Source organism: Pseudomonas sp. OA65 (assembly GCF_017498305.1).
Classification (GTDB): Bacteria; Pseudomonadota; Gammaproteobacteria; order Pseudomonadales; family Pseudomonadaceae; genus Aquipseudomonas; species Aquipseudomonas zanjanensis.
On sequence record NZ_JAGDEZ010000024.1, the window covers coordinates 54398 to 77017 of the forward strand.

Consider the following 22620-nt stretch of genomic DNA (forward strand, 5'->3'; position numbering starts at 1 on the left):
GAGGCCCATCACCATGTTGAAGACCCCTTCCCTCGCCCTTGATAGCCGGCTGCCGCCCAGGGCGGGGCTGGGGCTCAAGAGCGAACATTTTCGTGAAGTACTCCTGACCCGACCGGATCTGGGCTTTTTCGAAGTGCACGCGGAAAACTACATGGTGGCGGGCGGGCCGCTTCATCACTTCCTGGGGCAGATACGCGAGCAGTACCCGCTGTCATTGCACGGCGTCGGCTTGTCGATCGGTGGGGAGGGGCCGCTGGATGTCGCGCATGTGCAGCGCCTGGCCGCATTGATCGAACGCTATCAGCCCCAGTCTTTTTCCGAACACCTGGCCTGGTCCAGCCACGGCCCGGTGTTCCTCAATGACCTGCTCCCCCTGGCCTACGACGAAGCCACACTCGATCGCGTCTGCCAGCACATCGATCAAGTCCAGAGCAGCCTTAAACGCGCGCTGTTGCTGGAAAACCCGGCCACCTACCTGGCGTTCGAGGCCTCGACCCTTGACGAGCCAGACTTCATCAGCGAAGTGATCCGGCGCACCGGCTGCGGCCTGCTGCTGGATGTGAACAATGTCTACGTTTCGTGCATTAACCACTGCCGCGATCCGCTGGCCTACCTCGATGCCCTGCCCTTGCACGCGACCGGCGAAATTCACCTGGCCGGTTTTGCCGAAGACACCGACAGCCTCGGCGAGCGCCTGCTGATAGACAATCACGGCGCCCCCATCGATCACGCGGTCTGGCAACTGTACCTCAAGGCACTGGAGCGGACCGGGCCGGTGGCCACCTTGATCGAGCGCGACAATCACGTTCCGGCGTGGGAAGTGCTGCTGGCCGAAGCGCGCCAGGCCGATCAACTGTTGAGCGCTGCGGGAGCGCGGTCATGAGCGACCAGCATGCATTCGCCGCCGCCCTGCTCGACCCACGCAAGGTTTGCCCGCCCGGCCTGTTCAGCGCCAACGGTGCGGACCCGGAAAGCCGTTTCGCGGTGTACCGCAATAACGTGCTCGGTTCATTGATCAATGCCCTGGCCGACAATTACCCGGTGGTGGTGCAACTGGTGGGCGAGGAATTCTTTCGGGCCATGGCCGGGGTCTACGTCCAGTCGACGGCGCCACGAAGCCCGGTGATGAACGATTACGGGGAAGACTTTGCCGAGTTCATCGAGCGCTTCGAACCCGCTGCCAGCGTACCGTACCTGGCGGACGTCGCTCGCCTGGAACGACTGCATGTGCAGGCCTGGCATGCCGCCGACGCCAAGCCCATGACAGAAGAACGAATCGTGGCGACGCTGTCGTCCCCCACACGGGTGGGGCACCTGAAGATCGGGCTTCATCCGTCACTGCGCCTGCTGCAATCGCCCTTCGCCGTGGTAACGATCTGGTCCGCCCATCAGCACCAGACGCCGGTGCCGTTCGAAACCTTTCCCGCGCAAAACGCCTTGGTACTGCGCAACGGCCTGGACGTGGAGGTGTTTGCGATCAGTCACGCTGTCCATGGGTTTATCGCGGCCCTGCAACAAGGGTTGTCCCTGACCTCTGCCATGGAAGCCTCGAACGACCTCGACCTGGAACACACCCTGGCGGGCCTCATCCGTCACCAGGCCATCACTCACCTCCTCGCCGAACAGGTATCTCCATGAACACCCTGATTGCCGGTTTCATTCAATGGCTGGAAAAAATCCCCCACAGCCTGATTGCCTTCGTCGCACGTTTTTCCATTGCCGCGGTGTTCTGGAAATCCGGCCAGACCAAAATCGAAGGCCTGGCCATCGACCTGTTCGACGGCACCTTCCAGATCGGCCTGCCGCACCTGGCGGACTCGACCATCCCTTTGTTCAAAAGCGAATACGCCCTGCCGCTGCTGTCGCCGGAACTGGCCGCGTACCTGGCGGCTGCTGCCGAGCATGTGTTTCCGGTCCTGATCCTGCTGGGCCTGGCGACACGCTTTTCAGCGCTGGCCTTGCTCGGCATGACCGTGACCATCCAGCTGTTCGTCTACCCGGACGCCTACCCGACCCATGGCACCTGGGCGGCGGTCTTGCTTTATCTGATGGCCCGTGGACCAGGGGTGTTGTCCATCGACCACCTGATTGCCAAGCGTTACGCCTATTGATTACGACTGGAAACTCCTGTGGGAGCGAGCCCGCTCGCGATAGCGGTGGGTCAGCTTGCATAAATACCGGATGTGCCATCGCCTTCGCGAGCAGGCTCGCTCCCACAAGGGTTATCCAATAGGTTGAGACCATTACTACTTGAGTCGATCCAACGCCTCGCCGCTACGCTTGAACCAGTCGATCAAGTAGTCGGCCAGCACCTGGGTGCGCTTGGGCAATCCACCCTGGTACGGGTGCACCAGGTACATCGGCATGCGCCGGGTCTGGTAGTCGCGCAGCAGCCAATGCAGGCGTCCGTCGGCTAATTCTTCATGCAGCAGATACGACGGCAGCCGGGCAATTCCAGCGCCGGCCAGGGCGGCTTTTTTCAGCAGGCTGTAATGATTGCTGGCGAACGGCCCCGACACACGAACCCGCAGCAGTTCGTGTTGCTGGTGGTAAAGCCATTCTTCCCGACCGCTGTAGTGGCTGTTGAGCAAACAGCGGTGCTCGGCCAGGGCCTGGGGCGTCTCGGGTTCGCCATAGCGTTCGAGGTAGGCCGGGCTGGCGCAGGTCATTTCGTGCCACGCGAGCAGGGGCCGGGCCACCAGCCGCTCATCGATGGCGGCGTCGGAACGGATCGCCAGGTCGAAACCATCGCGGCTCAAGTCACGGTAACCGTTGTTGAGCTCCAGTTCGATCTGAACGTGGGGATACGTACGAGCGAACTCCGTCAACAAGCCCTCGAAGAACGTTTCGCCCAACGAAACCGGCACCGTCATACGCACCGGCCCGGAAATATCATCCTTCAAACGCGCCAATGCCTGACGCGCCCGTTCCACCTGCACCAACAGCGCCTGGGCCTGGGGCAACAACGCCGCCCCTGCCGCCGTGAGGCTCAAGCGCCGTGTGGTGCGTTGCAGCAACACCACCGAAAAGCGCTTCTCCAACAGGCTGATGCGCTTGGACAATTGGCCCTTGCTGCACCCCAACTGCTGGGCCGCCAAGGTGAAACTGCCGGCCTCCATCAACACGGCAAACGCCGCCAGGTCATCCATTTCGCTCATTGGATTGTTTCCAAATGAAAACCAAAGGTTGCCTATTAGCATGATTATCAGTGGAAAGAACCTCTCTAGACTGAAAACTCATCCACCCCATAGAGGAACAGCCCATGAAAATCCTGTTGATCGGCGCCAGCGGCACCATCGGTTCGGCCATCGATAACGAATTGTCGCCCCGCCACGACATCGTTCGGATCGGCCGTCACAGCGGTGAATTGCAAGTGGATATCAGCGACAGCGCCTCGATTCGCGCCCTGTTCGAGAAGACCGGCCGTTTCGATGCCTTGGTCTGCGCCGCCGGCAACGTCACCTTCGCGCCCCTGGCCGAGATGACCGAAGACAGTTTTGCCCTGGGTTTGGAAGACAAGCTGATGGGGCAGGTCAATCTGCTGCTGATCGGCCGCGAATTCGCCAACGACGGCGCATCCTTCACCTTCACCACTGGCGTGCTCAGCCACGATCCGATCAAGAGCGGCGCGTCGGCGGCCCTGGTCAATGGCGCCCTGGACAGTTTCGTGCGCGCCGCGGCAATCGAGTTGCCACGGGGCCTGCGGGTCAACTCGGTGAGCCCGAACGTATTGCTGGAAGCGATGGACAAGTACGCGCCTTATTTCCGCGGTTTCAAACCCGTTCCCGCAGCGGATGTGGCATTGGCCTACGCCAAGAGCGTCGAAGGCCTGCAAACCGGTCAGACGTTTCACGTGGGTTGACCGATCACCTACCCGCGTAGGAGCTGCCGAAGGCTGCGATCTTTTGATCTTTGGTCTTTCATTCAAGACTCAATTGCCAGGGAAAGATCGCAGCCTCGTTGCACTCGACAGCTCCTACACCGCTCCTACACCGCTCCTATGGGTTGTGATGTGGGATCAGTCTGAGTAACGTGGCGACACTTGTCTGGAGACCCAATGATGCGTGCCGCCCGCTCCCTGCTGTTTGTCGCCCTCCTGCCGCTCTTCGCCGGCTGCCAATTATTCGACGCCCCGCGCCAGAGCGTCTCCCACGCCGGCCAGACGCGCATGCAGGGCGAGCTCACCGCGGCCGACGGCAAACTGGTGTTCCAACCGTGCCAGGAACAACGCCGCTATATCGTCAACGACAGCGGTGGCACCAGCGTCTTGCAACAGGCCGCGAGCCTGGCCGATGACCAGGGCAAGCTGTTTGCCGATATGCGCGGCCGTATAGTTTCCAGCGCAGCGGCCGGCACCGACAGTCAGTTGGACGTTGAACAGCTGTATCGCCTGGAGCGCTCGGGAACGGCTTGCGAAGACGCTGACTTCAAACGCGTGATCCTGCGCGCCGCGGGACATGGCCCTGAATGGACGCTCAAGGCCAGCGGCAAGGGCTTGGTGCTGGACCGCGAAGGCCAGTCGCCACTGGCGGTGCCTTACGTCGAAGAGCAATTGGGCGATGGCCGCTTCAACCTCGGCACCGAGGCCAACGGCCAGAAAGTCGAGCTTTGGGTCACACCGGCGCGCTGTGTCGACAGCGCCAATGCCAGCGTGCAACACATGAGCGCCGAGTTGCGGGTCAACGGCCAGGTCCAACGCGGTTGCGCCTACTTCGGTGGCGCGCGCGACGACTGATTCAGCGCTTTTGGCATATAATCGCCGGTTCACGCCCTGGTGCAGTTGTGCATCCCGCGAACCGGACCCCGCCATGTTACGAATCACCGAACTCAAGCTGCCGATCGACCATCCCGAAGAAGACCTGCGCCCTGCCATCGTGCAGCGCCTGGGCATCGCCAGCGATGACTTGCTCGACTTCACCTTGTTCAAGCGCAGCTACGATGCGCGCAAGAAATCTTCCGAACTGTGCTTCATCTACACCATCGACCTGACGGTGCGCGACGAAGCCAGCCTGCTGCGCAAGTTCGCCGATGACCGTAACGTCAACGAAGCGCCGGATGTCAGTTACAAAGTAGTGGGCCAGGCACCAGCGGACCTGAGCGAGCGGCCGATCGTGGTCGGCTTCGGCCCGTGCGGGATCTTCGCCGCCCTGCTGCTGGCACAGATGGGCTTCAAGCCGATCATCCTCGAGCGTGGCCCGGAAGTGCGCCAGCGCACCAAGGACACCTGGGGCCTTTGGCGCAAAAGCGTGCTCAACCCCGAATCCAACGTGCAGTTCGGTGAAGGTGGCGCGGGGACGTTTTCCGACGGCAAACTCTACAGCCAGATCAAGGATCCGAAATTCCTCGGTCGCAAGGTCCTGCACGAATTCGTCAAGGCCGGCGCACCGGAAGAAATCCTCTACGTCAGCAAACCGCACATCGGCACCTTCCGTCTGACAGGCGTGGTGGAAACCATGCGTGAGCAGATTCGCGCCTTGGGCGGTGAAGTGCGCTTCGGGCAGCGGGTCACTGACGTTTTGATCGAAGACGGTCAACTGGTTGGCGTCGAGTTGGCCAGCGGTGAGCAGATCCATTCGAAACACGTGATCCTGGCCTTGGGCCACAGCGCCCGGGACACGTTCCGCATGCTCCACGGTCGGGGCGTGTACATGGAAGCCAAGCCGTTCTCGGTGGGTTTCCGTATCGAACACCCGCAATCGCTGATCGACAGTGCGCGCCTGGGTAAATACGCCGGCCATCCGAAACTCGGCGCAGCCGACTACAAACTGGTGCACCACGCCAAGAATGGTCGTTCGGTGTATAGCTTCTGCATGTGCCCGGGCGGCACCGTGGTGGCCGCGACGTCCGAGCCGAACCGCGTCGTGACCAACGGCATGAGCCAGTATTCGCGCAATGAGCGCAACGCCAACTCCGGCATCGTCGTCGGCATTACCCCGGAAGTGGATTATCCGGGCGGCCCACTGGCCGGGATCGAATTGCAGGAACGCCTGGAATCCCATGCGTTCGTGCTCGGCGGCAGCAACTACGAAGCCCCGGCGCAACTGGTGGGCGATTTCATCGCCGGCAAGCCGTCTACGGCCCTAGGCAGCGTCGAACCTTCCTACAAGCCTGGGGTGTCCCTGGGCGATTTGGCCCTGGCCTTGCCGGACTTCGCCATCGAAGCCATCCGCGAAGCCCTGCCGGCGTTCGAGAAACAGATTCGCGGCTACTCGCTGCATGACGCCGTGCTGACCGGCATCGAAACCCGCACTTCATCGCCCCTGCGCATCACCCGCAACGAGTCGTTGCAGAGCCTGAACGTCAAGGGCCTGTTCCCAGCGGGTGAAGGCGCCGGTTATGCGGGCGGGATCCTGTCGGCGGGGGTGGACGGGATTCGGATTGCCGAGGCCGTGGCGCGGGATATCTTGGGGCTCGAGGGCTGATACCTACACATTGTGGGAGAGACTTTGTGGGAGCTGGGCTTGCCCGCGATGCAGGCAACTCGGTCTATCAGGTGAACCGAGGTGATGCTATCGCGGGCAAGCCCAGCTCCCACACAAGCCCGCTCCCACAAGACGTCCGTGTCTCGGGATCAGATATTCGCCCGCAACACACTCTCCGGCAGCGCCTCGCCCCGCTCCACACTCGCCGCCACGCTGTCCATCAACCCACTCAACTCGTAACCCTGGGCCTTGAGCCATGCCGGATCGTAATAGGTCGTGGCGTAGCGCTCGCCACCGTCACACAAGATCGCCACGATCGATCCCGACTCCCCCGCGTCTACCATCTGCCGGGCCGCCATGAGCGCGCCGATCAGGTTGGTGCCGCTGGACCCGCCGACCCGTCGTCCCAAGCGCTCGGCCAGGTAATGCATGGCCGCCAGTGACAAGGCGTCCGGTACCTTGACCATCGCATCGATGACTTTTGGCAAGAACGACGCCTCGACCCGTGGCCGGCCGATGCCTTCGATGCGTGAACCGCAGTCCAGGCGCAGGCTCGCGTCGCCACTGCGGTAGTAATCGAAGAAAACCGAACGCTCGGCGTCGGCGCATAACACGCGGGTGCCATGCTGGCGGTAACGGACATAACGTCCCAAGGTCGCGGTGGTGCCGCCAGTGCCAGGGCTGGAAATCAGCCAAGTGGGCTCCGGATGCCGCTCGAAGCGCATCTGCTGGAAGATCGATTCGGCAATGTTGTTATTGGCCCGCCAGTCCGTGGCGCGCTCGGCGTAGGTGAACTGGTCGATGAAGTGCCCATCATGCTCGCGGGCCAGGCGTTCGGATTCGGCGTAGATCTGCGTAGGAACGTCCACCAGGTGGCTCTGGCCGCCGTAAAACGCGATCTGTGCGATTTTTTCCCTGGAGGTAGTCGCAGGCATTACCGCAATGAACGGCAGGCCCAGCAACCGGGCGAAGTAAGCCTCGGAAATCGCCGTCGAGCCGCTGGAGGCCTCGATTACCGGCGCACCGGGCTTGAGCCAGCCGTTACACAACGCATAGAGAAACAGCGAACGGGCCAGCCGATGCTTGAGACTGCCGGTGGGATGGCTGGACTCATCCTTGAAATACAGCTCGATGCCCGGAAGGCCAGGCAGCGGCAGCGGAATCAGGTGGGTATCGGCGCTGCGCTGGAAGTCGGCCTCGATGATGCGGATCGCTTCACGGGCCCACTGGCGATGGTCGTTCATGTGTGTTTTCTCACTGGATCGGTTCGACGCGGGAATCACGCGATTGTGCAGGCACGGTAGGTGTTCGGAAAAACCAGACGCCAGCTTAGGAAAAAACCGACATCGCGCACAGGTACAGCTAAGGTCCAATATGGCCCGTAACTGCTGACTGCGTGGCGCAGGTCCTTGTAACGACATATAACAAAAAAGAATATAACTTTTGTTTTAACAACTAACAGTACGGGTTAGGGTGTGCCATCTTTTTGATTCAATGAATGGAGAGCGATCGTGGCTCTACGCAATTCTCTAACACGTTTTTTTCAACTGGAGGCTGCCAGCGGCTTGCTGCTGATCGCTGCCGCCGTGCTGGCCCTGGCCATCAACAATTCGCCGCTGTCCTGGCTGTACAACGGCCTGCTCGACACACCGGTGGTCGCCCAAGTCGGCGCCTTGAAGATCGCCAAACCCTTGCTGCTGTGGATCAACGACGGCCTGATGGCGATGTTCTTCCTGCTCATCGGTCTCGAGGTCAAGCGTGAGGTCCTCGACGGGCAGCTGTCGAAACCTTCGCAAATCGTCCTGCCAGGGGCGGCGGCGATTGGCGGCATGGTGGTGCCCGCCCTGATCTATTGGTTCCTCAATCGCGACAATCCGGCCGCCCTCGCTGGCTGGGCGATTCCCACCGCCACCGACATTGCATTCGCCCTCGGCGTGCTGGCCTTGCTCGGTAAGCGGGTGCCGGTGTCGCTCAAGCTGTTCCTGATGACCCTGGCGATCATCGACGACCTGGGCGCCATTATCATCATCGCCATCTTCTACTCCGGGGCCCTGTCGACCTTGTCGCTCATGCTGGCAGCCGCCTGCATCGCCGCGCTGGTGACGATGAACCGGATGGGCGTGGTCAAGCTCGGGCCCTACATGGTCGTGGGCCTGATCCTCTGGGTCTGCGTGCTGAAGAGTGGTGTCCATGCCACCCTGGCCGGGGTCACCCTGGCGTTCTGCATCCCGTTGCGCACGAAAAACGCCGAGACCTCACCGTTGCTCACCCTGGAACATGCCCTGCATCCCTGGGTGGCCTACGGTATTCTGCCGCTGTTCGCCTTCGCCAACGCTGGCCTGTCCCTGAGCGGCGTCACCGTCGAGAGTTTCACCCATCACGTACCGATGGGGATTGCCATCGGCCTGTTGCTGGGCAAGACCGTCGGCGTCTTCGGCCTGACCTGGCTGGCCGTGAAAATCGGCATCGCCAGCCTGCCCGCCGGGGCCAATTGGGGGCAGATCCTGGGGGTGGCGATCCTGTGTGGGATCGGCTTTACCATGAGCCTGTTCGTTGGCTCCCTCGCGTTCGAGCCGGGTGTGAGTGACTACGCCGGCATGGATCGGATGGGGATTCTTACGGGTTCGATTCTGGCGGCGTTGTTGGGGTATGCGGTGACGGCGGCGGCCAGTCGTAAGCAGACCGTATTGCCTGGCTGATTCCTGGCTGCCAGAAGGGGAGCATATCCGTTGCTGCGGTAACGGCCACTTAAGGTTCCGCCCTTACGGCGGCTCACTTTTGAAAAGCGCAAAAGTAAGCAAAACGCTTCTGCCCCACCACTCGGTGCCTCGCTTAGGCTCGGCATGCCCTCACTCCGGCATTGCTCCGTGGGCCGCCGCGAAGGGCCATCCATGGCCCAGCGCGGCTATCCCGGCATCCATGCCGGGATGCCCACTCCACAATACCTGCGTTCGGCCAGCGTGGTTTAACGGGGCGCCCAGATCAAGATCAAGATCAAAGTCCAGAGCAAGAGCAAGAGCAAGCGGGGTATAGGCCGGCACTTATTTGGCTGAGCCACCGCTATCGCGAGCAAGCTCGCTCCCACACTGGGTCTCCGGTGAACACAAAATTTATGTCCAACACAGAACCACTGTGGGAGCGAGCTTGCTCGCGAAGAGGCCAGCCCATCCAACATCTTCATCGACTGTGACATCGTCTTCGCGAGCAGGCTCGCTCCCACAATAGGCCTGCAGCCAGACACGAGACTCATGGGCACCTGGATCACCTGTGGGAGCGAGCCTGCTCGCGATGACGCCGGCACCTCCAACATCACTGCAAACTGACACACCGCCTTCGCGAGCAAGCCCGCTCCCACAGGAGGAACGCGGTCCCCAGCATGAGCCAGGTCGGCTATAAGGCCGCCTCGCTCGGCTTTTGATTTTGATCTGGGGCGCCCCGTTAACCACGCTGCCTTCGTGGCGTCTGAAAAAAGTGACCCGCCGTAAGGGCTGAACCATAAGCCGCCGTTACCGCAGCAACGGATATACACCCCACAACCCGAAACAAAATCCATAAAAAAACGGCGCTTTCCCTCCCAGGAACAAGCGCCGTTTTTCTGACCTGATTCCAGCTTAGTGCGATACGCGACTCGTGCCACCCACGGTGGAAATACGAACCCGCTCACCCACACGGAACACCTCGTTCTCCTGAACCTGCTGCACATAGGCACGCATACTGCCGTCATCTTCACGCACAGTGATCTCCACACCCTGGGTACGGGTCAAACCTTCTTCGGTAGCAGAACCAATCAAGCCACCCGCCACAGCGCCGATCACGGCAGCGACGATGCTGCCACGGCCACCGCCGATGGCGCTGCCACCGACACCACCGACCACAGCCCCGGCCGCACCGCCGATAGGGGTCTTGGTACCTTCGATCTTGACCGGACGCAGGGATTCGATGGTCCCCATGCGAATCGTCTGCACGCGACGCGCTTCGTCACGGGAGTAGGAGTCACCGGTCAGGCTCGACTGACAGCCAGTGAGCAACATCGCCATCGTGGAAAAGGAAGCAACCAGCAAAACAGACTTACGCATAGCATCAACTCCAAAAGACAGGGATTCATTAAACTCCCCAGCTTGACGCCTGTCACGGCCTGGCCGGGATAAAATTGTTTTCATTCAGGTGGGATACAGGCGCACCGGAAAAATTCACCAAACAGTAGCGCCAATTTACGAAACCTGCGTCATCAACCCCGGGATTTTTTCATGGATTATTTCATTATCGTCGTCACCACCGTGGCCGGCCTGTACTTCCACGGGTGGCTTTACGTGCGAATCAAACGCTGGATGGACCGCGACCTGGCACTGTCGTTGGCGGGGCAGGATGAGCAGAAAAAGACCTACATGCTGCAACAATTGACCCGCGCCCGGGAGCAAGGCATCAAGCGCCGGGACCTGCCGCAATGGCTGCAAACCGCTGCGGCGGGTTATCCCGTTAAGGCGCCAGGCGCTCGAGAGTCCAGCTCGCCCCTTGCAGGCGATAGCTGAGGCGATCATGCAGGCGGCTCGGGCGGCCCTGCCAGAACTCGATGCGCTCGGGCAGCAAGCGGTAGCCGCCCCAATGCTCCGGGCAGTGAGGTTGGCTGTCACTGAAACGTTGCTCGGTGGCCTTGAGCAAATCGTCCAACTCCGCACGCCCTGAAATCACCCGGCTCTGGGGTGAAGCCCAGGCGCCGAGACGGCTGCCCAGCGGGCGAACCTGGTAATAGGCGTCCGACTCTTGCGCCGTGACCTTGACCACTTTGCCTTCGATGCGCACCTGGCGTTCCAAGGCCGGCCAGAAAAACGTCATGGCCGCGAACGGATTCGCGGCCAGTTGTTGGCCCTTGGCGCTGTCGTAATTGGTGAAAAACGTAAAGCCCAGGGCGTCCAGGCCCTTGAGCAGCAGGATCCGGCAATGCGGGCGCCCGTCTGCATCCACCGTCGCCAGGGTCATGGCGTTGGCCTCCACCGGGGCCTGTTCGGTTTTCACCGCGTCGGCGAACCATTGGTGGAACAGTGCAAACGGCTCGGCCGGGGCTTGTGCCTCGGTCAAGCCGTCGCGGGTGTAGTCGCGGCGCATATCAGCCAGCGGTTGGGTCATGGCTCATTCCTTGTGGTTAGCCCATCACTGCTTAGGTGCCTCGGCGGCCGCGACTTTCTTGGTATCGGTGGCGGCTTTGGCCGGTTGGGGTTTCTTCGCCGGGGTGGCGGGCTTGGCCGGGGCCTTCTTTGCAGGCGCCTTGGTCGCGGCTTTTTTGGCTGGCGCTTTCTTGGCCGAGGCTTTCTTGGTCGAAGCCACTGCTTTTTTAGCCGCAGGCGCAGGGGCCGGGGCAGCAGGCTTCACATCCTGGGCGGCAACCATTGTCACCGGGGCCGGCGCCGGCATGTTGTATTTGCTCAGCAACGCAACCATGGTGTTGGCCGGCGTGACCAGCAGTTCCACGCGACGGTTCAAGGCCCGGCCCTCAACGCTGTCGTTGGCCGCGCGCGGCGCCACGGCGCCCATGCCGCGCAGCATCAGGCGGTCGCGTTGCAGGCCGCTGAGGCGGAAGATCGCCGCCACGGACTGGGCACGCTCCTGGCTGAGCTTTAGGTTGGCCGGGGCCGCGCCCGAGGTGTCGGCGTGACCGAGGATCAGTACGGCGGTCTTCGGGTCGGCTTCGAGGATCTTCGCCACGCGGGTGAACGGGCCGAGCGTCACAGGCAACAGCATGGCTGGACGGTCCGGGTTGAAAGAGCCGTCCACGGGCGCGGTGACCACCAGCACGTTGTCGCGGCGCTCGAGTTCGAGCTTGCTGTCCTTGATGGCAGTACGCAGTTTCGGCTCGTAGTCGTCGAGCCAGGCCTGGGTAACTTTCGGATCGGGCATCGGCACCGCCTTGGCGGTTTCCTGATCCTTGCCGCCGAACGGCCACCACCACTTGCCGTTGCTTTCGGCTTCGGCCTTGGCAACCGCAGTTGGCGCCTTGGCCTCAGGCTTGGCTTCAGCTTTTGCTTCGGCTTTTCTGGCGGCGTCCGCGGCGGTTTCCTCGGAAGAGAACGGCCACCACCAATGGCTGGCGCCCTCGGCCTTGGCTTGCGGTGCGACGGCGGCTGGCTTCAGGGGCGCCACTGGCGCCGTATCCTTGGCCGCTACCTTGTCGGAAGAACCGAACGGCCACCAGCCACTGCCGCCCTCGGCATCATTTTGTGGGGTTTGTGCGCAACCGGTGATAGCGAAGCACAGCGCCAGAGCGAGGGTTTTATTCGATGACATTGGATATCCACAAAATGATCTAGATGAAAAAACAAGGCCATGTTTTGGCCGCATAAACAGACGCTTGGAAACTGAAAAGGACACGAGGTTCCTGTGTCCATGGCCTTCAATGGCGTTTTATAGACAAGTGGCAAGCACCCGCGCAAGGTTCTGCGCGCGCGGGTCCATCAACACGTAAGGCCCAAGCGTGTTGGTCACGAAGCCGAACGCGACATCATGTTCAGGATCGGCAAACCCGATCGAGCCTCCTGCCCCCGGATGACCGAACGCCCGTGGGCCGAGGCCGTAGGTCGCATTCGGCACATCCGGCTGGTCAAGCATGCAGCCCAGGCCGAAACGGGTCTGGGTCAACAACGTCTTATCCTCGCCGAGGCTGTGCTGGCGAGTCAGCTCGTCGAGCATTTCACCTTCCAGCAGGCTGCCATCGAGCAGTCCCGCGTAGAACCCGGCCAGGCTACGGGCATTGCCGTGGCCGTTGGCCGCCGGTTGCTGCATGCGTCGCCATTCCGGTTTGTTGGTGCTGGTCATGATCGACGGCGGATTGATAAAGGCCCGGGTGGTCATGGCCGTGGGCTCGCGCATCGTCACCTGCAACAGGCGCTGGGCCGCCGCATCGCCGACGTTGCCTTTGCCACGGGCGATGTGGGCCACGCGATAAAATTCCTCGTCGGCCAGGCCCACGTGAAAATCCAGGCCCAACGGCTTGGCGACGCGAGCCACGATGGACTCCCCCGGGCCTCGCCCGTCGGCCCGGCGCAACAACTCGCCCACCAGCCAGCCGTAAGTGATCGCGGCATAACCGTGACCCTCGCCCGGCGTCCACCAAGGCGTTTCGGCCGCCAGGGCGTCGACCATGGTTTGCCAGTCATACAGCGCTTCGGGCGGCAATAGCTCACGCAACGCCGGAAGTCCGGCCTGATGGCAGAGCAGTTGGCGCAGGGTAATGCCAGCTTTGCCCGCCGCCGCAAACTCAGGCCAATAGCGGGCCACCGGGGCGTCCAGTTGCAACTTGCCTTCGGCCACCAGTTGCAAGGCGGTGACGGCGGTGAACGTCTTGGTGCAGGAGAACAGGTTAGCGATGGTGTCGCTGTGCCAGGCTTCATGGCCATCCTTGTCGGCGGTACCGGCCCACAGGTCGATCACCGTGCGGCCACCCACCTGGATGCACAACGCCGCGCCGCGCTCCTGGGGATCATCGAACAGCGCCGCGAACGCTTCACGCACCGCTTCGAACTGAAGCTCGTAATGACCTTGAATTTGCACCCGTAACTCCCTTGAAACAAACACTTTTAAGGTGGCTGGCATTGTTTCAGCCATTCAGGCTTTTGGGAACCGCCGCAAGACGGCTGGCTAAGCATGCCCTGTGCAAGAGCAACCTGTGGGAGCAAGGCTTGCCCGCGATGAGGCCTCTGCGGTCTCTCTGAAACCTAGGTGCCTTCATCGCGGGCAAGCCTTGCTCCCACAGTTACATGGCTTCGCTACAAAATCGCAGCAGCCTCAGGAAATCTCCCGCCGAAACGGCGGCAATGCATTGAGGATCGCCTTGCCATAGCGCTGGGTCACCAGCCTGCGGTCGAGCAAGGTGATGGTGCCGCGGTCTTCTTCGGTACGCAGCAAGCGTCCACACGCCTGGACCAGCTTCAGCGAAGCGTCCGGCACCGAGATTTCCATGAACGGATTGCCACCGCGGGCTTCGATCCACTCGGCCAGCGCCGCCTCTACCGGATCGTCAGGGACCGAGAAGGGGATCTTGGCGATCACCACGTGTTCGCAATAGGCGCCGGGCAAGTCCACGCCTTCGGCGAAACTCGCCAGGCCGAACAACACGCTGGAATCGCCGCCGTCGACCCGTGCCTTGTGCTTGTTCAGGGTTTCCTGCTTCGACAGGTTGCCCTGGATGAACACCTGCTTGCGCCAGTCACGATCAAGGCCGTCGAACACGTCCTGCATTTGCTTGCGCGAGGAAAACAACACCAGCGTGCCCCGTGAGCCTTCCACCAGTTCCGGCAGGTCGCGGATGATCGCCGCCGTATGGCCGGCCGCATCCCGTGGATCGGCCTTGAGGTCCGGCACCCGCAGCACACCGGCGTCGGCGTGATGGAACGGGCTGGGGACCACCGCCGTCACGGCTTTCTTCGGCAGGCCGGCGCGCATGCGGAAGCGGTCGAACGTGCCCAGGGCCGTCAGCGTGGCGGAGGTCACCAGCGCGCCGTAGGCCACGTTCCACAGGTTGCGCCGCAGCATTTCCGCCGCCAGGATCGGGCTGGCATTGACCTCGATGTCGAACAGCGAACCGCTTTCGGCCAGGGTCAGCCATCGCGCCATCGGCGGGTTGTCTTCCGGGTCTTCGGCGGTGAAGGCCGTCCACAGTTCCCAGTTGCCTTGGGAGCGGGACAGCAGGCTGCCGAACAGCGGATACCATTCCTCGGCCTGGTTGCTGGCGATACCGATGTTGACCTCGCCATCCATGCCTTCCTTGAGCAGGTCGGTCAGGCGCGTGAACAGATCGGTCAGGCGCGCGAAGCCTTTCTTGAGCTCGATGCCCATTTCGCGCATGTGTTCGGGAATCACCCCGCCGACAAACCGGTGGCGTGGCCGCTCGCGACCCTCGACGTCTTCGCCGGGCTTGAAATCGGCCACTTGCTCGCACGCGGTGAACATGAACTGCTGGTTCGTCTTGATTTCCCGCGCCAGCTCCGGCACTTGCTCGATGAACTTGCCCAGGTCACCTGGCAACGGATGCTGGGCCAACAGCTTGGTGAGGTTCTTGGCGGTGGTTTCCAGCCAGTCGGCGGTGGAACGCAGGCGGGTGTAATGGGCGAAATGGCCGATGGCCTTGTCCGGCAGGTGATGGCCTTCGTCGAACACGTAGATCGTGTCGCGCGGGTCCGGCAGCACCGCACCGCCGCCCAGGGCCAGGTCGGCCAGGACCATGTCGTGGTTGGTGACGATGACGTCGACCTTGCCCATGCCTTCGCGGGCCTTGTAGAAGGCGCACTGGCCGAAATTCGGGCAATGGCGATTGGTGCACTGGCTATGGTCGGTCGTCAGGCGGGACCAGTCGGCGTCTTCCAGGGCCGTAGACCAACTGTCCCGATCGCCGTCCCATTTATTGCCGGCCAGCTTCTCGATCATGCTGGTGAACAGTTTCTGGCTGGCTTCATCGACCTCGATCTTGAAACCTTCTTCTTCGAACAGCTGGGCCGTGGCGGTCTGCGCATGGCCTTCCTGGAGCAACATGTCGAGCTTGGACAGGCACATGTAGCGCCCGCGGCCCTTGGCCAGGGCGAACGTGAAGTTCAGCCCGCTGTTGCGCATCAGGTCGGGCAGGTCCTTGTAGACGATCTGCTCCTGCAGGGCGACGGTGGCCGTGGCGATCACCAGGCGTTTGCCAGCGGCCTTGGCCGTCGGAATCGCTGCCAGGCTGTAGGCCACGGTCTTGCCGGTACCGGTGCCGGCCTCCACCGCCACGATGGCAGGCTCGCCGCTGCGCCGGCCTTCGTCGTCGGTGTCGATGTCACCCAGGACTTTTGCCACTTCGGCAATCATCAGGCGCTGGCCATATCGCGGCTTGAGGCTCTTGGCTTCGAGAAAACGCGAATAGGCGCCCTGGATCGTGGTTTTGAGTTCGGTGCTGATCATTGAATGGTCGCGCGCTAAAAACGCTGGATAAATTTTCAGTGGTTCGGATCGGCGGCTATCATACCCCGCTAATGAATCCTGCGCAGAACGGAGTAACCCAATGACACCCTTTGCCCTCGTCTATACCCTGCATTTACTGGCGGCCCTGATCTGGGTCGGCGGCATGTTCTTCGCCTGGATGATCCTGCGACCCGCCGCAATGACGGCGCTTGAGGGCCCTGCCCGGCTCAAGCTATGGGTTGAAGTGTTTCAGCGTTTTTTTGTCTGGGTCTGGGTCGCCGTCGTACTTTTGCCGATCAGCGGCGTCGGCCTGATCCATATGCGCTTCGCCGGTTTCGAAACCGCGCCGCGTTATGTGCAGATGATGATGGGGTTGTATGTGGTGATGACGGCGCTGTTTATCCGCATCCAGGGCTTGCAACTGCCGACATTGCGTAATGCCGTGACGGCGCAGGACTGGCCGGCGGGTGCGGCGGTACTGGGGAAAATCCGGCGGTTGGTGGGGATCAATTTGTTGATCGGGTTGCTGGTGGTGGCGCTTGGCGCGGCGCGACCGATGTTCTGAAGATAATCTTCAGTTGGACCCGACCCCTGTGGGAGCGAGCCTGCTCGCGATAGCGGTGTGTCAGTCATAGCAAGGTTGACTGATCCAACCCCATCGCGAGCAGGCTCGCTCCCACAGGTTAGATTTAAGACAGGTTTAGAACCGCTGCACCGTCACCGTCCCCGCCGCTCCGGCAGGCCCGGGCTGGCCGTCGGCACCAGGACGACCGCTTTTGCCGCCATCCGCGGTATAGACCACGCAGCCCTTGGCCTTGCCGCCCGCCCCAGGCTTGCCGCCGTGTCCCGCCGCGCCACCGGCACCGCCGTCCACCGTGACCTTGATTTGCTCGGCAGGATAGGCCCGTGGCAGTTCGAGGCGAACCTGCGCACCGGCGGCGCCCGGCTGGCCATCGCTGCCATTGCTGCCGTCGGCACCGCGACCGGCCGAGCCCCAGGTACAACCCGGCGCCTGGCCGTTGGCACCGTCGAGCCCCACGTAACCCGGTGCACCGGTGCCGCCACGGGCATCCACCGACAACAACGGCGCATTCAAGACCTTGAACCGCAGGTTGAGATCGCGCCCCGGCCGCGCGGCCTTGGTGTAGGTTCCCGGTGCGCCGCGTGAAGTGATCTGGCTGCCCTCGGCCAATTCAGCCTGGGCCACTTTCATTTCCAATGCCTGCTGAGCCGGCACGATGGCGATCCGCGCTTCACGTCCCAGGTGCAATTGGTCGATGGACAGCTCAGTGACATTGGACGGCACCAACAGCGTGCCGTAATCGGCCACCTCCAGGCGTTCGAGGATCAGGGTGCTGGTGGTGTTGGGCAGGCGCATCAACGAATGGCTTTCGACCTGGAGCACCTGGGCCGAAGCCCACGGGCATACAAGTGCGGCAAGCAGACACAATTTACGCATGGGAAGCCTCTGGCGCGGTCGGGAGGGTTTGCAGATGGAAGATGCCGAACAGCAGCACTCTGAGGCGGTCACGGCCAGGGGCGGCGCGGCCACGGAAACTGGCCCGGAACAACAGCAGTTCCAGCACATGCAGCACCAGCAAAAAAGCACCGGCGAAATTGACCAGCAGATGCAGCGGATGGACGAACGGCACGAGCAGATTGACCAGCACCACCAGCCAGAACAGCAGGGTCAGCAAGCGCCCCAGCCCCCAAAACACCTTCATACGCCCCCCTGATGGAGAATTATTCTTTGCGCGCACAGTAACGGCTTGCGCGCCGGATAAGCCAGAGGGCCAAGCAAATTTAATCCAACGCGAGCCCCGGCCGACCGGACCGCCCTCCCGACGATCCGGCAGCTCTGGCCCGCACCTCAGCGCTGGAGATGCAATTCAACCCGGCGATTCTGCGCGCGACCTTCATCGGTCTCATTGTCGGCCACCGGCTCGCTTTCGCCCTTGCCTTCGCTGGTGAGTTTGTCGGGGGCCAGCCCCTGGGTCAGTAAATACTCCACGACGCTGCTGGCGCGACGTTCGGATAGCCCCTGGTTATAGGCATCACTGCCGACGCTGTCGGTGTGGCCCACCACCCGAATGCTGGCGACATTGGCATGGCTGAGCTTGCCCATCAGCCCATCGAGCTGGCTTCGAGCCTCTGCGGTGAGATCGGATTTGTCGAAATCGAACAGCACCTTGCCCGCGTCGTTGAGGGTAATGACTTCGCTGGTCGGCGCTTGCGGTTCGACCGGTGGCGCGCTGGCGGGGTATTGCGGCACCGGGCAACCGTGATGCTCGACCGGTGTATTGGCTGGGGTATCGGGACAACGGTCGCGGCGGTCGAACACACCGTCGTCGTCTTCATCGCCATCCTGGGCGTAGCAGATCAAACCACCGCCCAGCAGCCCCAAGGCGGCGCCACCAGCGGCCCAACCGCTGCTTTCAATGGCCCCCAACCCGCCGCCGACGAGGCCGCCGATCAGGCTACAGATTGGCCAGGTGCGTTGATTGAGGGGTGCGCTGCCGTCGCTGTGAGTGGCGCAACCGGACAACAGACTGCTGGCCAGCAGTACCGGTAAGGCGGCCCTGATTAGAACGTTCATGGTGAAGGCTCCTGTGTCACCGGCCCATACCGGTCACACAGGAGTAAAGACCCGCATCCGCAACTCTACAAGCCGCGGATGCCAAGGCTTTCAACGGTTTATCTTGACCTCTGTGCGGCGGTTCATGGCGCGGCCTTCGGCAGTCTTGTTATCGGCCACCGGTTGGCTCTCACCGGCACCGGACACCGAGACGAAACTGGCTTGCGGCACGCCGTTTTCGACCAGGTATTTCACCACCGAATCGGCTCGCCGCTGCGACAGTTTCTGGTTGTACGCATCGCTACCAACGCTGTCGGTGTGGCCGGTGACACTCAGTTGCGCGGTAGACGTTTCCTGCTTCAGACGGGTCGCGACCGTGCTCAGTACATCTTTGTCGGCGGGGGTCAGCGTGGCTTTGTTGAACTCAAAGTGCACATCGCGGATTACGATGGTTTCTTCCTTGACCACGACCACTTCCTCAACCATCGGCGCCGGTGCAGGTGGTGGGCAACCGTCGGCATCGACCTGCACGCCCTTCGGTGTGCCCGGGCACTTGTCGCGGCTGTCCGGCACGCCATCGCCGTCTTCGTCGCCGTCGCCCTTGACCCAGCAATAAGCTGCCGCCATGCCGCCAACGTACAACGCGCCGCCACCCGCCCAGGAAGTGCTTTCTATGGCGCCTAAGCCGGCGCCGATCGCTCCGCCGACGGCCGCACAGGTCGGCCAGTCGGTTTTCTGCAAACCTGCGCAACCAGTCAACACACTGGTTAGCAGAACCAGGGGTAACGCTGTCCGAACTATGCTCATCGGGTTTCTCCTTGAGGGATCGGCTTGGCGCCGATTCAGGGGAGTAAAGACCCGACTTCGAATCTGCGCCAGCCTGAGCATTCGCGGGTTTTCGCACCGTGTTTACGAAGTTTGCGCACATTCCGGGACAAACCGCTCTAGGCCATGATGTCCGGGCAGGCTATCTTGGTGGTTCTGACTGAGGAACTTCGATGACCGTTGCCATTTCTTCGCGTACGCCCCAGCAAGCCCTGGCGGCTGTGCTTGACCGTTATGCTCCGCAAACCCTGCTGCTGATCGGTGCCAGCGGCTTTCCCGCACTCGAAGCCTTCCAGCAGGCCCACCCCGACACCGAAGTGGTCCACGCCGGCCGCGGCGCGCTGCCGGCGGACGTGGCGGCGCGCCGTTTTGACCTGGCCCTGGCACTCGATTGCCTGGAGCATTTGCCCAAGCGCGAGGGTCTGAACCTGCTGGGCGGCATCCGCAATCTCAACGCCAGCCGCATCGCCGTGCTGGCCGACCTCACTGCCTGCGGCTGGCAAGAGACGGACTTTTTCTCCCTGGCCCTGCAAGCCAGTGAGCGATTCCAGCGTGAAGATCAGGTGCTGACCCTATTCACCTACGATCTGCTTGAATACAAACAAGTGCCCGACTGGCTCAACTCACGTTTCTGGGCCAACCCGGAAAACTTTGGAAAATATTGGTGGTAACCGTGAACACAAGCTCCCAATCACCCATTTGCCCCTGCGGCAGTGGCAATTCACTGGACGCCTGCTGCGGCCACTATCACGACGGTCACCCGGCGCCCTGCGCCGAAGCCTTGATGCGTTCGCGCTATAGCGCCTATGTGCTGGGCCTGGTGGATTATCTGGTCGCCACCACCCTGCCCGCCCAGCAGCAAGGCCTCGATCGCCAGTCGATCAGCGAGTGGAGCGCCAACAGCACCTGGTTGGGGCTGGAGGTGGAAAGCAGCGAAGTGTTCGGCGGTAAACCGGAACACGCCTTCGTCACGTTCACGGCGCGCTGGCACGATGGCCAGGGCGAGCATAGCCACCGGGAGCAGTCCTCGTTCGTGCAGAACGACGGGCGCTGGTACTTCATCGACCCGACCGTGCCGGTGAAGACGGGACGCAACGACGATTGTCCGTGCGGCAGCGGGTACAAATTCAAGAAATGCTGCGCCGGTTACTTCAACCGCTGATTTTTCGGAAACGTCCGACGCCCGTCCATCGGCCCATAGGGCTAGACTGGGGATAAACCAGAGGCACGGACATGACCCACCCATCCTTCTTGCTGCGCGTCACCTGCCTGTTGCTGTTCTTCGGGTTCGGCGGCTGTGCCTCCTGGCGAGGCGATGAAGCCCCTGAGCCCCAGGTGCACCTGGTCAAGGTCGAGGTGATCCGGGCCCGGCTGGTGGAACAGCGGTTCATGCTGCACTTTCGCGTCGACAACCCCGGCGACAGCGACCTGACCGTTCGTGGCCTGACCTACCGTGTCCACCTGGGCGAGCTGTTGCTGACCGAAGGTGAGCATGAACATTGGTTCACCGTGCGCCCCAGGCACAGCGCCTACTTCAAGGTGCCGGTGCGCACCAACCTGTGGCCGCAGGTGCGGGAAGTGGTGAAACTGCTGGAGAAACCCCGGGAACAGATCCCCTATCGTCTGGAAGGTGAGCTGGAAACCGGATTATTCATTGCCCACTACGTGCACCTTGAGCGCAATGGCGTGATAATCGCCGCCGATTTAATTGCGGAGTAACCCCGATGACCCAGCAACCCCACGTTCACGGCCCTGATTGCAACCACGATCACGACCATCACCACGATCATGACCACGGCCACGTCCACGGCCCGAACTGCGGCCACGCCCACCAGGAGCCAGTACGCAACGCCCTGAAGGATGTCGGTCGCAACGACCCTTGCCCGTGTGGCAATGGCAAGAAATTCAAGAAATGCCACGGGGCTTGAAGGGCTGGGCGGAGATAATCTTCGCCTGTTAAATCGCTATCGCGAGCAGGCTCGCTCCCACACTGGATTTACGGTGAGGCGATATCCAATGATCGCCGCAGAATCAATGTGGGAGCGGGCTTGCTCGCGAATGCGGTGGGTCAGTTGGCAGTGATTAACCTGACACGCCCTCTTCGCGAGCAAGCCCGCTCCCACAGGGGAGTTGCGGGTGAAGCGATATCCAATGATTGCCGCAAAATCAATGTGGGAGCGAGCCTGCTCGCGATGAGGCCAGCACATTCACTGCATATGTATCAGCCCGCCTGCAGAATCCGCTCCACACCCACCACCGTCGCATACTCACCATGCAAGTTGCCCAGGGACATGGCATGTACCTCGGACGCCGAATGGGCATTGTCGAAGTAATCGGTCTTGTCGAAGGTATAGCAGGCGTCCTCGGCCACCCAGGTGTCGAACCCCAGGTTGCCGGCCGTGCGCGCCGTGGACTCCACCGAGTTGTGCGTCGCCACGCCGACGATCACCAACTGCCTGATGCCCGCTTCGCGCAGGTCTTGCTCCAGGCGCGTGCCACTGAACGCATCCGGCACCTGTTTTTGCACCAACCATTCCTCCGCCATCGGCTCGAACCGTGGCTGGACCTCCACCCCCGACTGCCCCGGCCAGAACACCGAGTCCAGCGAGCGGGATAGATGATGAACGTGAATCACCGGCCGCGCCGTGCGTCGCCAGAAAGCCAACAGTTCCAGCATGCGCAGCTCCGCCTCGGGGTTGTTGCGCGGGCCGAGCCTGGGGTGAAGGATGCCTTTTTGTTGATCGATGAGGATCAGCGCCGCGTCGTGCTGTAGCTCCATGCCGGTTTTCTCTTGCTCGGTCGTTGAATCTCCACACTTGAGCATCCCTTCTTCCAACAGGCAAGCCTTCGAGCAAACACGCTGACTTGTGGCGAGGG

General features: G+C 62.0%; 25 protein-coding genes. 13 read left to right on the top strand and 12 right to left on the bottom strand.

Annotated features, from left to right (window positions below):
- Positions 1-13: 13 nt before the first annotated feature.
- From J3361_RS19590 to J3361_RS19600, 3 genes are read left to right on the top strand one after another with little or no spacing between them, the layout of a single operon-like run.
- Positions 14-883 (top strand): DUF692 domain-containing protein, encoded by an 870-nt coding sequence (locus J3361_RS19590; protein ID WP_207965961.1) that lies wholly within the window; start codon positions 14-16, stop codon positions 881-883.
- Positions 880-1638 (top strand): DNA-binding domain-containing protein, encoded by a 759-nt coding sequence (locus J3361_RS19595; RefSeq protein WP_207965962.1) that lies wholly within the window; start codon positions 880-882, stop codon positions 1636-1638. The genes J3361_RS19590 and J3361_RS19595 overlap by 4 nt, the downstream gene beginning before the upstream one ends.
- Complete coding sequence (locus J3361_RS19600) at positions 1635-2111, top strand: DoxX family protein (RefSeq protein WP_207965963.1); 477 nt, start codon at positions 1635-1637, stop codon at positions 2109-2111. Before J3361_RS19595 ends, J3361_RS19600 begins: the two co-directional genes overlap by 4 nt.
- Before the next feature lie 135 nt (positions 2112-2246).
- Here the strand turns inward: J3361_RS19600 and J3361_RS19605 are convergent, their stop codons facing one another.
- Positions 2247-3158, bottom strand: a complete 912-nt coding sequence (locus tag J3361_RS19605; RefSeq protein WP_207965964.1) for a LysR family transcriptional regulator — start codon at positions 3156-3158, stop codon at positions 2247-2249.
- Positions 3159-3262: 104 nt separating this feature from the next.
- On the opposite strand from J3361_RS19605, the gene J3361_RS19610 reads away from it, so the two are divergent.
- The 3 genes from J3361_RS19610 (at position 3263) to J3361_RS19620 (ending at position 6422) form a co-directional block, all read left to right on the top strand.
- Positions 3263-3862, top strand: a complete 600-nt coding sequence (locus J3361_RS19610; RefSeq protein WP_207965965.1) for a short chain dehydrogenase — start codon at positions 3263-3265, stop codon at positions 3860-3862.
- Positions 3863-4060: 198 nt separating this feature from the next.
- On the top strand, positions 4061-4735 hold the full coding sequence (locus tag J3361_RS19615) for a hypothetical protein (protein ID WP_207965966.1): 675 nt from the start codon (positions 4061-4063) through the stop codon (positions 4733-4735).
- A 73-nt stretch (positions 4736-4808) separates the two neighbouring features.
- Complete coding sequence (locus tag J3361_RS19620; RefSeq protein WP_207965967.1) at positions 4809-6422, top strand: NAD(P)/FAD-dependent oxidoreductase; 1614 nt, start codon at positions 4809-4811, stop codon at positions 6420-6422.
- Positions 6423-6571: 149 nt separating this feature from the next.
- Here J3361_RS19620 and J3361_RS19625 read toward each other — a convergent pair whose 3' ends face one another.
- On the bottom strand, positions 6572-7666 hold the full coding sequence (locus J3361_RS19625) for a PLP-dependent cysteine synthase family protein (RefSeq protein WP_207965968.1): 1095 nt from the start codon (positions 7664-7666) through the stop codon (positions 6572-6574).
- 267 nt (positions 7667-7933) lie between these two features.
- On the opposite strand from J3361_RS19625, the gene nhaA reads away from it, so the two are divergent.
- Positions 7934-9121: a Na+/H+ antiporter NhaA gene (nhaA, locus tag J3361_RS19630; protein ID WP_207965969.1), complete on the top strand. Its 1188-nt coding sequence runs from the start codon at positions 7934-7936 to the stop codon at positions 9119-9121.
- A gap of 912 nt (positions 9122-10033) precedes the next feature.
- Here the strand turns inward: nhaA and J3361_RS19635 are convergent.
- Complete coding sequence (locus J3361_RS19635; RefSeq protein WP_024776354.1) at positions 10034-10498, bottom strand: glycine zipper 2TM domain-containing protein; 465 nt, start codon at positions 10496-10498, stop codon at positions 10034-10036.
- Positions 10499-10669: 171 nt separating this feature from the next.
- Here J3361_RS19635 and J3361_RS19640 point away from each other — a divergent pair, with 171 nt between their 5' ends.
- Positions 10670-10951, top strand: a complete 282-nt coding sequence (locus J3361_RS19640) for a hypothetical protein (RefSeq protein WP_207965970.1) — start codon at positions 10670-10672, stop codon at positions 10949-10951.
- Here J3361_RS19640 and pdxH read toward each other — a convergent pair.
- From pdxH to dinG, 4 genes are all read right to left on the bottom strand, one after another.
- Positions 10899-11546, bottom strand: coding sequence for a pyridoxamine 5'-phosphate oxidase (gene pdxH, locus J3361_RS19645; protein WP_207965971.1), 648 nt, complete (start codon positions 11544-11546; stop codon positions 10899-10901). The two genes, J3361_RS19640 and pdxH, sit on opposite strands and share 53 nt — an antisense overlap.
- Positions 11547-11570: 24 nt before the next feature.
- Positions 11571-12701, bottom strand: a complete 1131-nt coding sequence (locus J3361_RS19650; protein WP_207965972.1) for an OmpA family protein — start codon at positions 12699-12701, stop codon at positions 11571-11573.
- A 117-nt stretch (positions 12702-12818) separates the two neighbouring features.
- Positions 12819-13964, bottom strand: a complete 1146-nt coding sequence (locus J3361_RS19655) for a serine hydrolase domain-containing protein (RefSeq protein ID WP_207965973.1) — start codon at positions 13962-13964, stop codon at positions 12819-12821.
- 234 nt (positions 13965-14198) lie between these two features.
- Positions 14199-16343, bottom strand: coding sequence for an ATP-dependent DNA helicase DinG (gene dinG, locus J3361_RS19660; RefSeq protein WP_186708434.1), 2145 nt, complete (start codon positions 16341-16343; stop codon positions 14199-14201).
- Positions 16344-16443: 100 nt separating this feature from the next.
- On the opposite strand from dinG, the gene J3361_RS19665 reads away from it, so the two are divergent.
- A complete protein-coding gene (locus J3361_RS19665) occupies positions 16444-16908 on the top strand; it encodes a DUF2269 family protein (RefSeq protein ID WP_207965974.1) in 465 nt (154 codons plus the stop codon).
- A gap of 135 nt (positions 16909-17043) precedes the next feature.
- Here the strand turns inward: J3361_RS19665 and J3361_RS19670 are convergent, their stop codons facing one another.
- From J3361_RS19670 to J3361_RS19685, 4 genes are all read right to left on the bottom strand, one after another.
- Positions 17044-17802, bottom strand: a complete 759-nt coding sequence (locus tag J3361_RS19670) for a collagen-like protein (RefSeq protein ID WP_207965975.1) — start codon at positions 17800-17802, stop codon at positions 17044-17046.
- On the bottom strand, positions 17795-18067 hold the full coding sequence (locus J3361_RS19675; RefSeq protein ID WP_207965976.1) for a DUF1145 domain-containing protein: 273 nt from the start codon (positions 18065-18067) through the stop codon (positions 17795-17797). The genes J3361_RS19670 and J3361_RS19675 overlap by 8 nt, the downstream gene beginning before the upstream one ends.
- A 146-nt stretch (positions 18068-18213) precedes the next feature.
- Positions 18214-18939, bottom strand: a complete 726-nt coding sequence (locus J3361_RS19680; RefSeq protein WP_207965977.1) for an OmpA family protein — start codon at positions 18937-18939, stop codon at positions 18214-18216.
- 90 nt (positions 18940-19029) lie between these two features.
- On the bottom strand, positions 19030-19725 hold the full coding sequence (locus tag J3361_RS19685) for an OmpA family protein (RefSeq protein ID WP_207965978.1): 696 nt from the start codon (positions 19723-19725) through the stop codon (positions 19030-19032).
- A gap of 191 nt (positions 19726-19916) precedes the next feature.
- Here J3361_RS19685 and J3361_RS19690 point away from each other — a divergent pair, with 191 nt between their 5' ends.
- The 4 genes from J3361_RS19690 (at position 19917) to J3361_RS19705 (ending at position 21671) form a co-directional block, all read left to right on the top strand.
- The gene (locus tag J3361_RS19690) at positions 19917-20414 is read left to right on the top strand and encodes a DUF6231 family protein (protein ID WP_207965979.1); all 498 of its coding nucleotides are present in this window, start codon (positions 19917-19919) and stop codon (positions 20412-20414) included.
- 2 nt (positions 20415-20416) lie between these two features.
- On the top strand, positions 20417-20905 hold the full coding sequence (locus J3361_RS19695; protein WP_186708421.1) for a YchJ family protein: 489 nt from the start codon (positions 20417-20419) through the stop codon (positions 20903-20905).
- Between the two features lie 71 nt (positions 20906-20976).
- Positions 20977-21462 (top strand): LEA type 2 family protein, encoded by a 486-nt coding sequence (locus J3361_RS19700; protein ID WP_207965980.1) that lies wholly within the window; start codon positions 20977-20979, stop codon positions 21460-21462.
- Between the two features lie 5 nt (positions 21463-21467).
- A complete protein-coding gene (locus tag J3361_RS19705; protein WP_003198420.1) occupies positions 21468-21671 on the top strand; it encodes an SEC-C metal-binding domain-containing protein in 204 nt (67 codons plus the stop codon).
- 293 nt (positions 21672-21964) lie between these two features.
- Here the strand turns inward: J3361_RS19705 and J3361_RS19710 are convergent, their stop codons facing one another.
- Entirely contained in the window at positions 21965-22522 is a 558-nt protein-coding gene (locus J3361_RS19710; protein WP_207965981.1) for a cysteine hydrolase family protein, read from the bottom strand.
- Between the last annotated feature and the right edge of the window lie 98 nt (positions 22523-22620).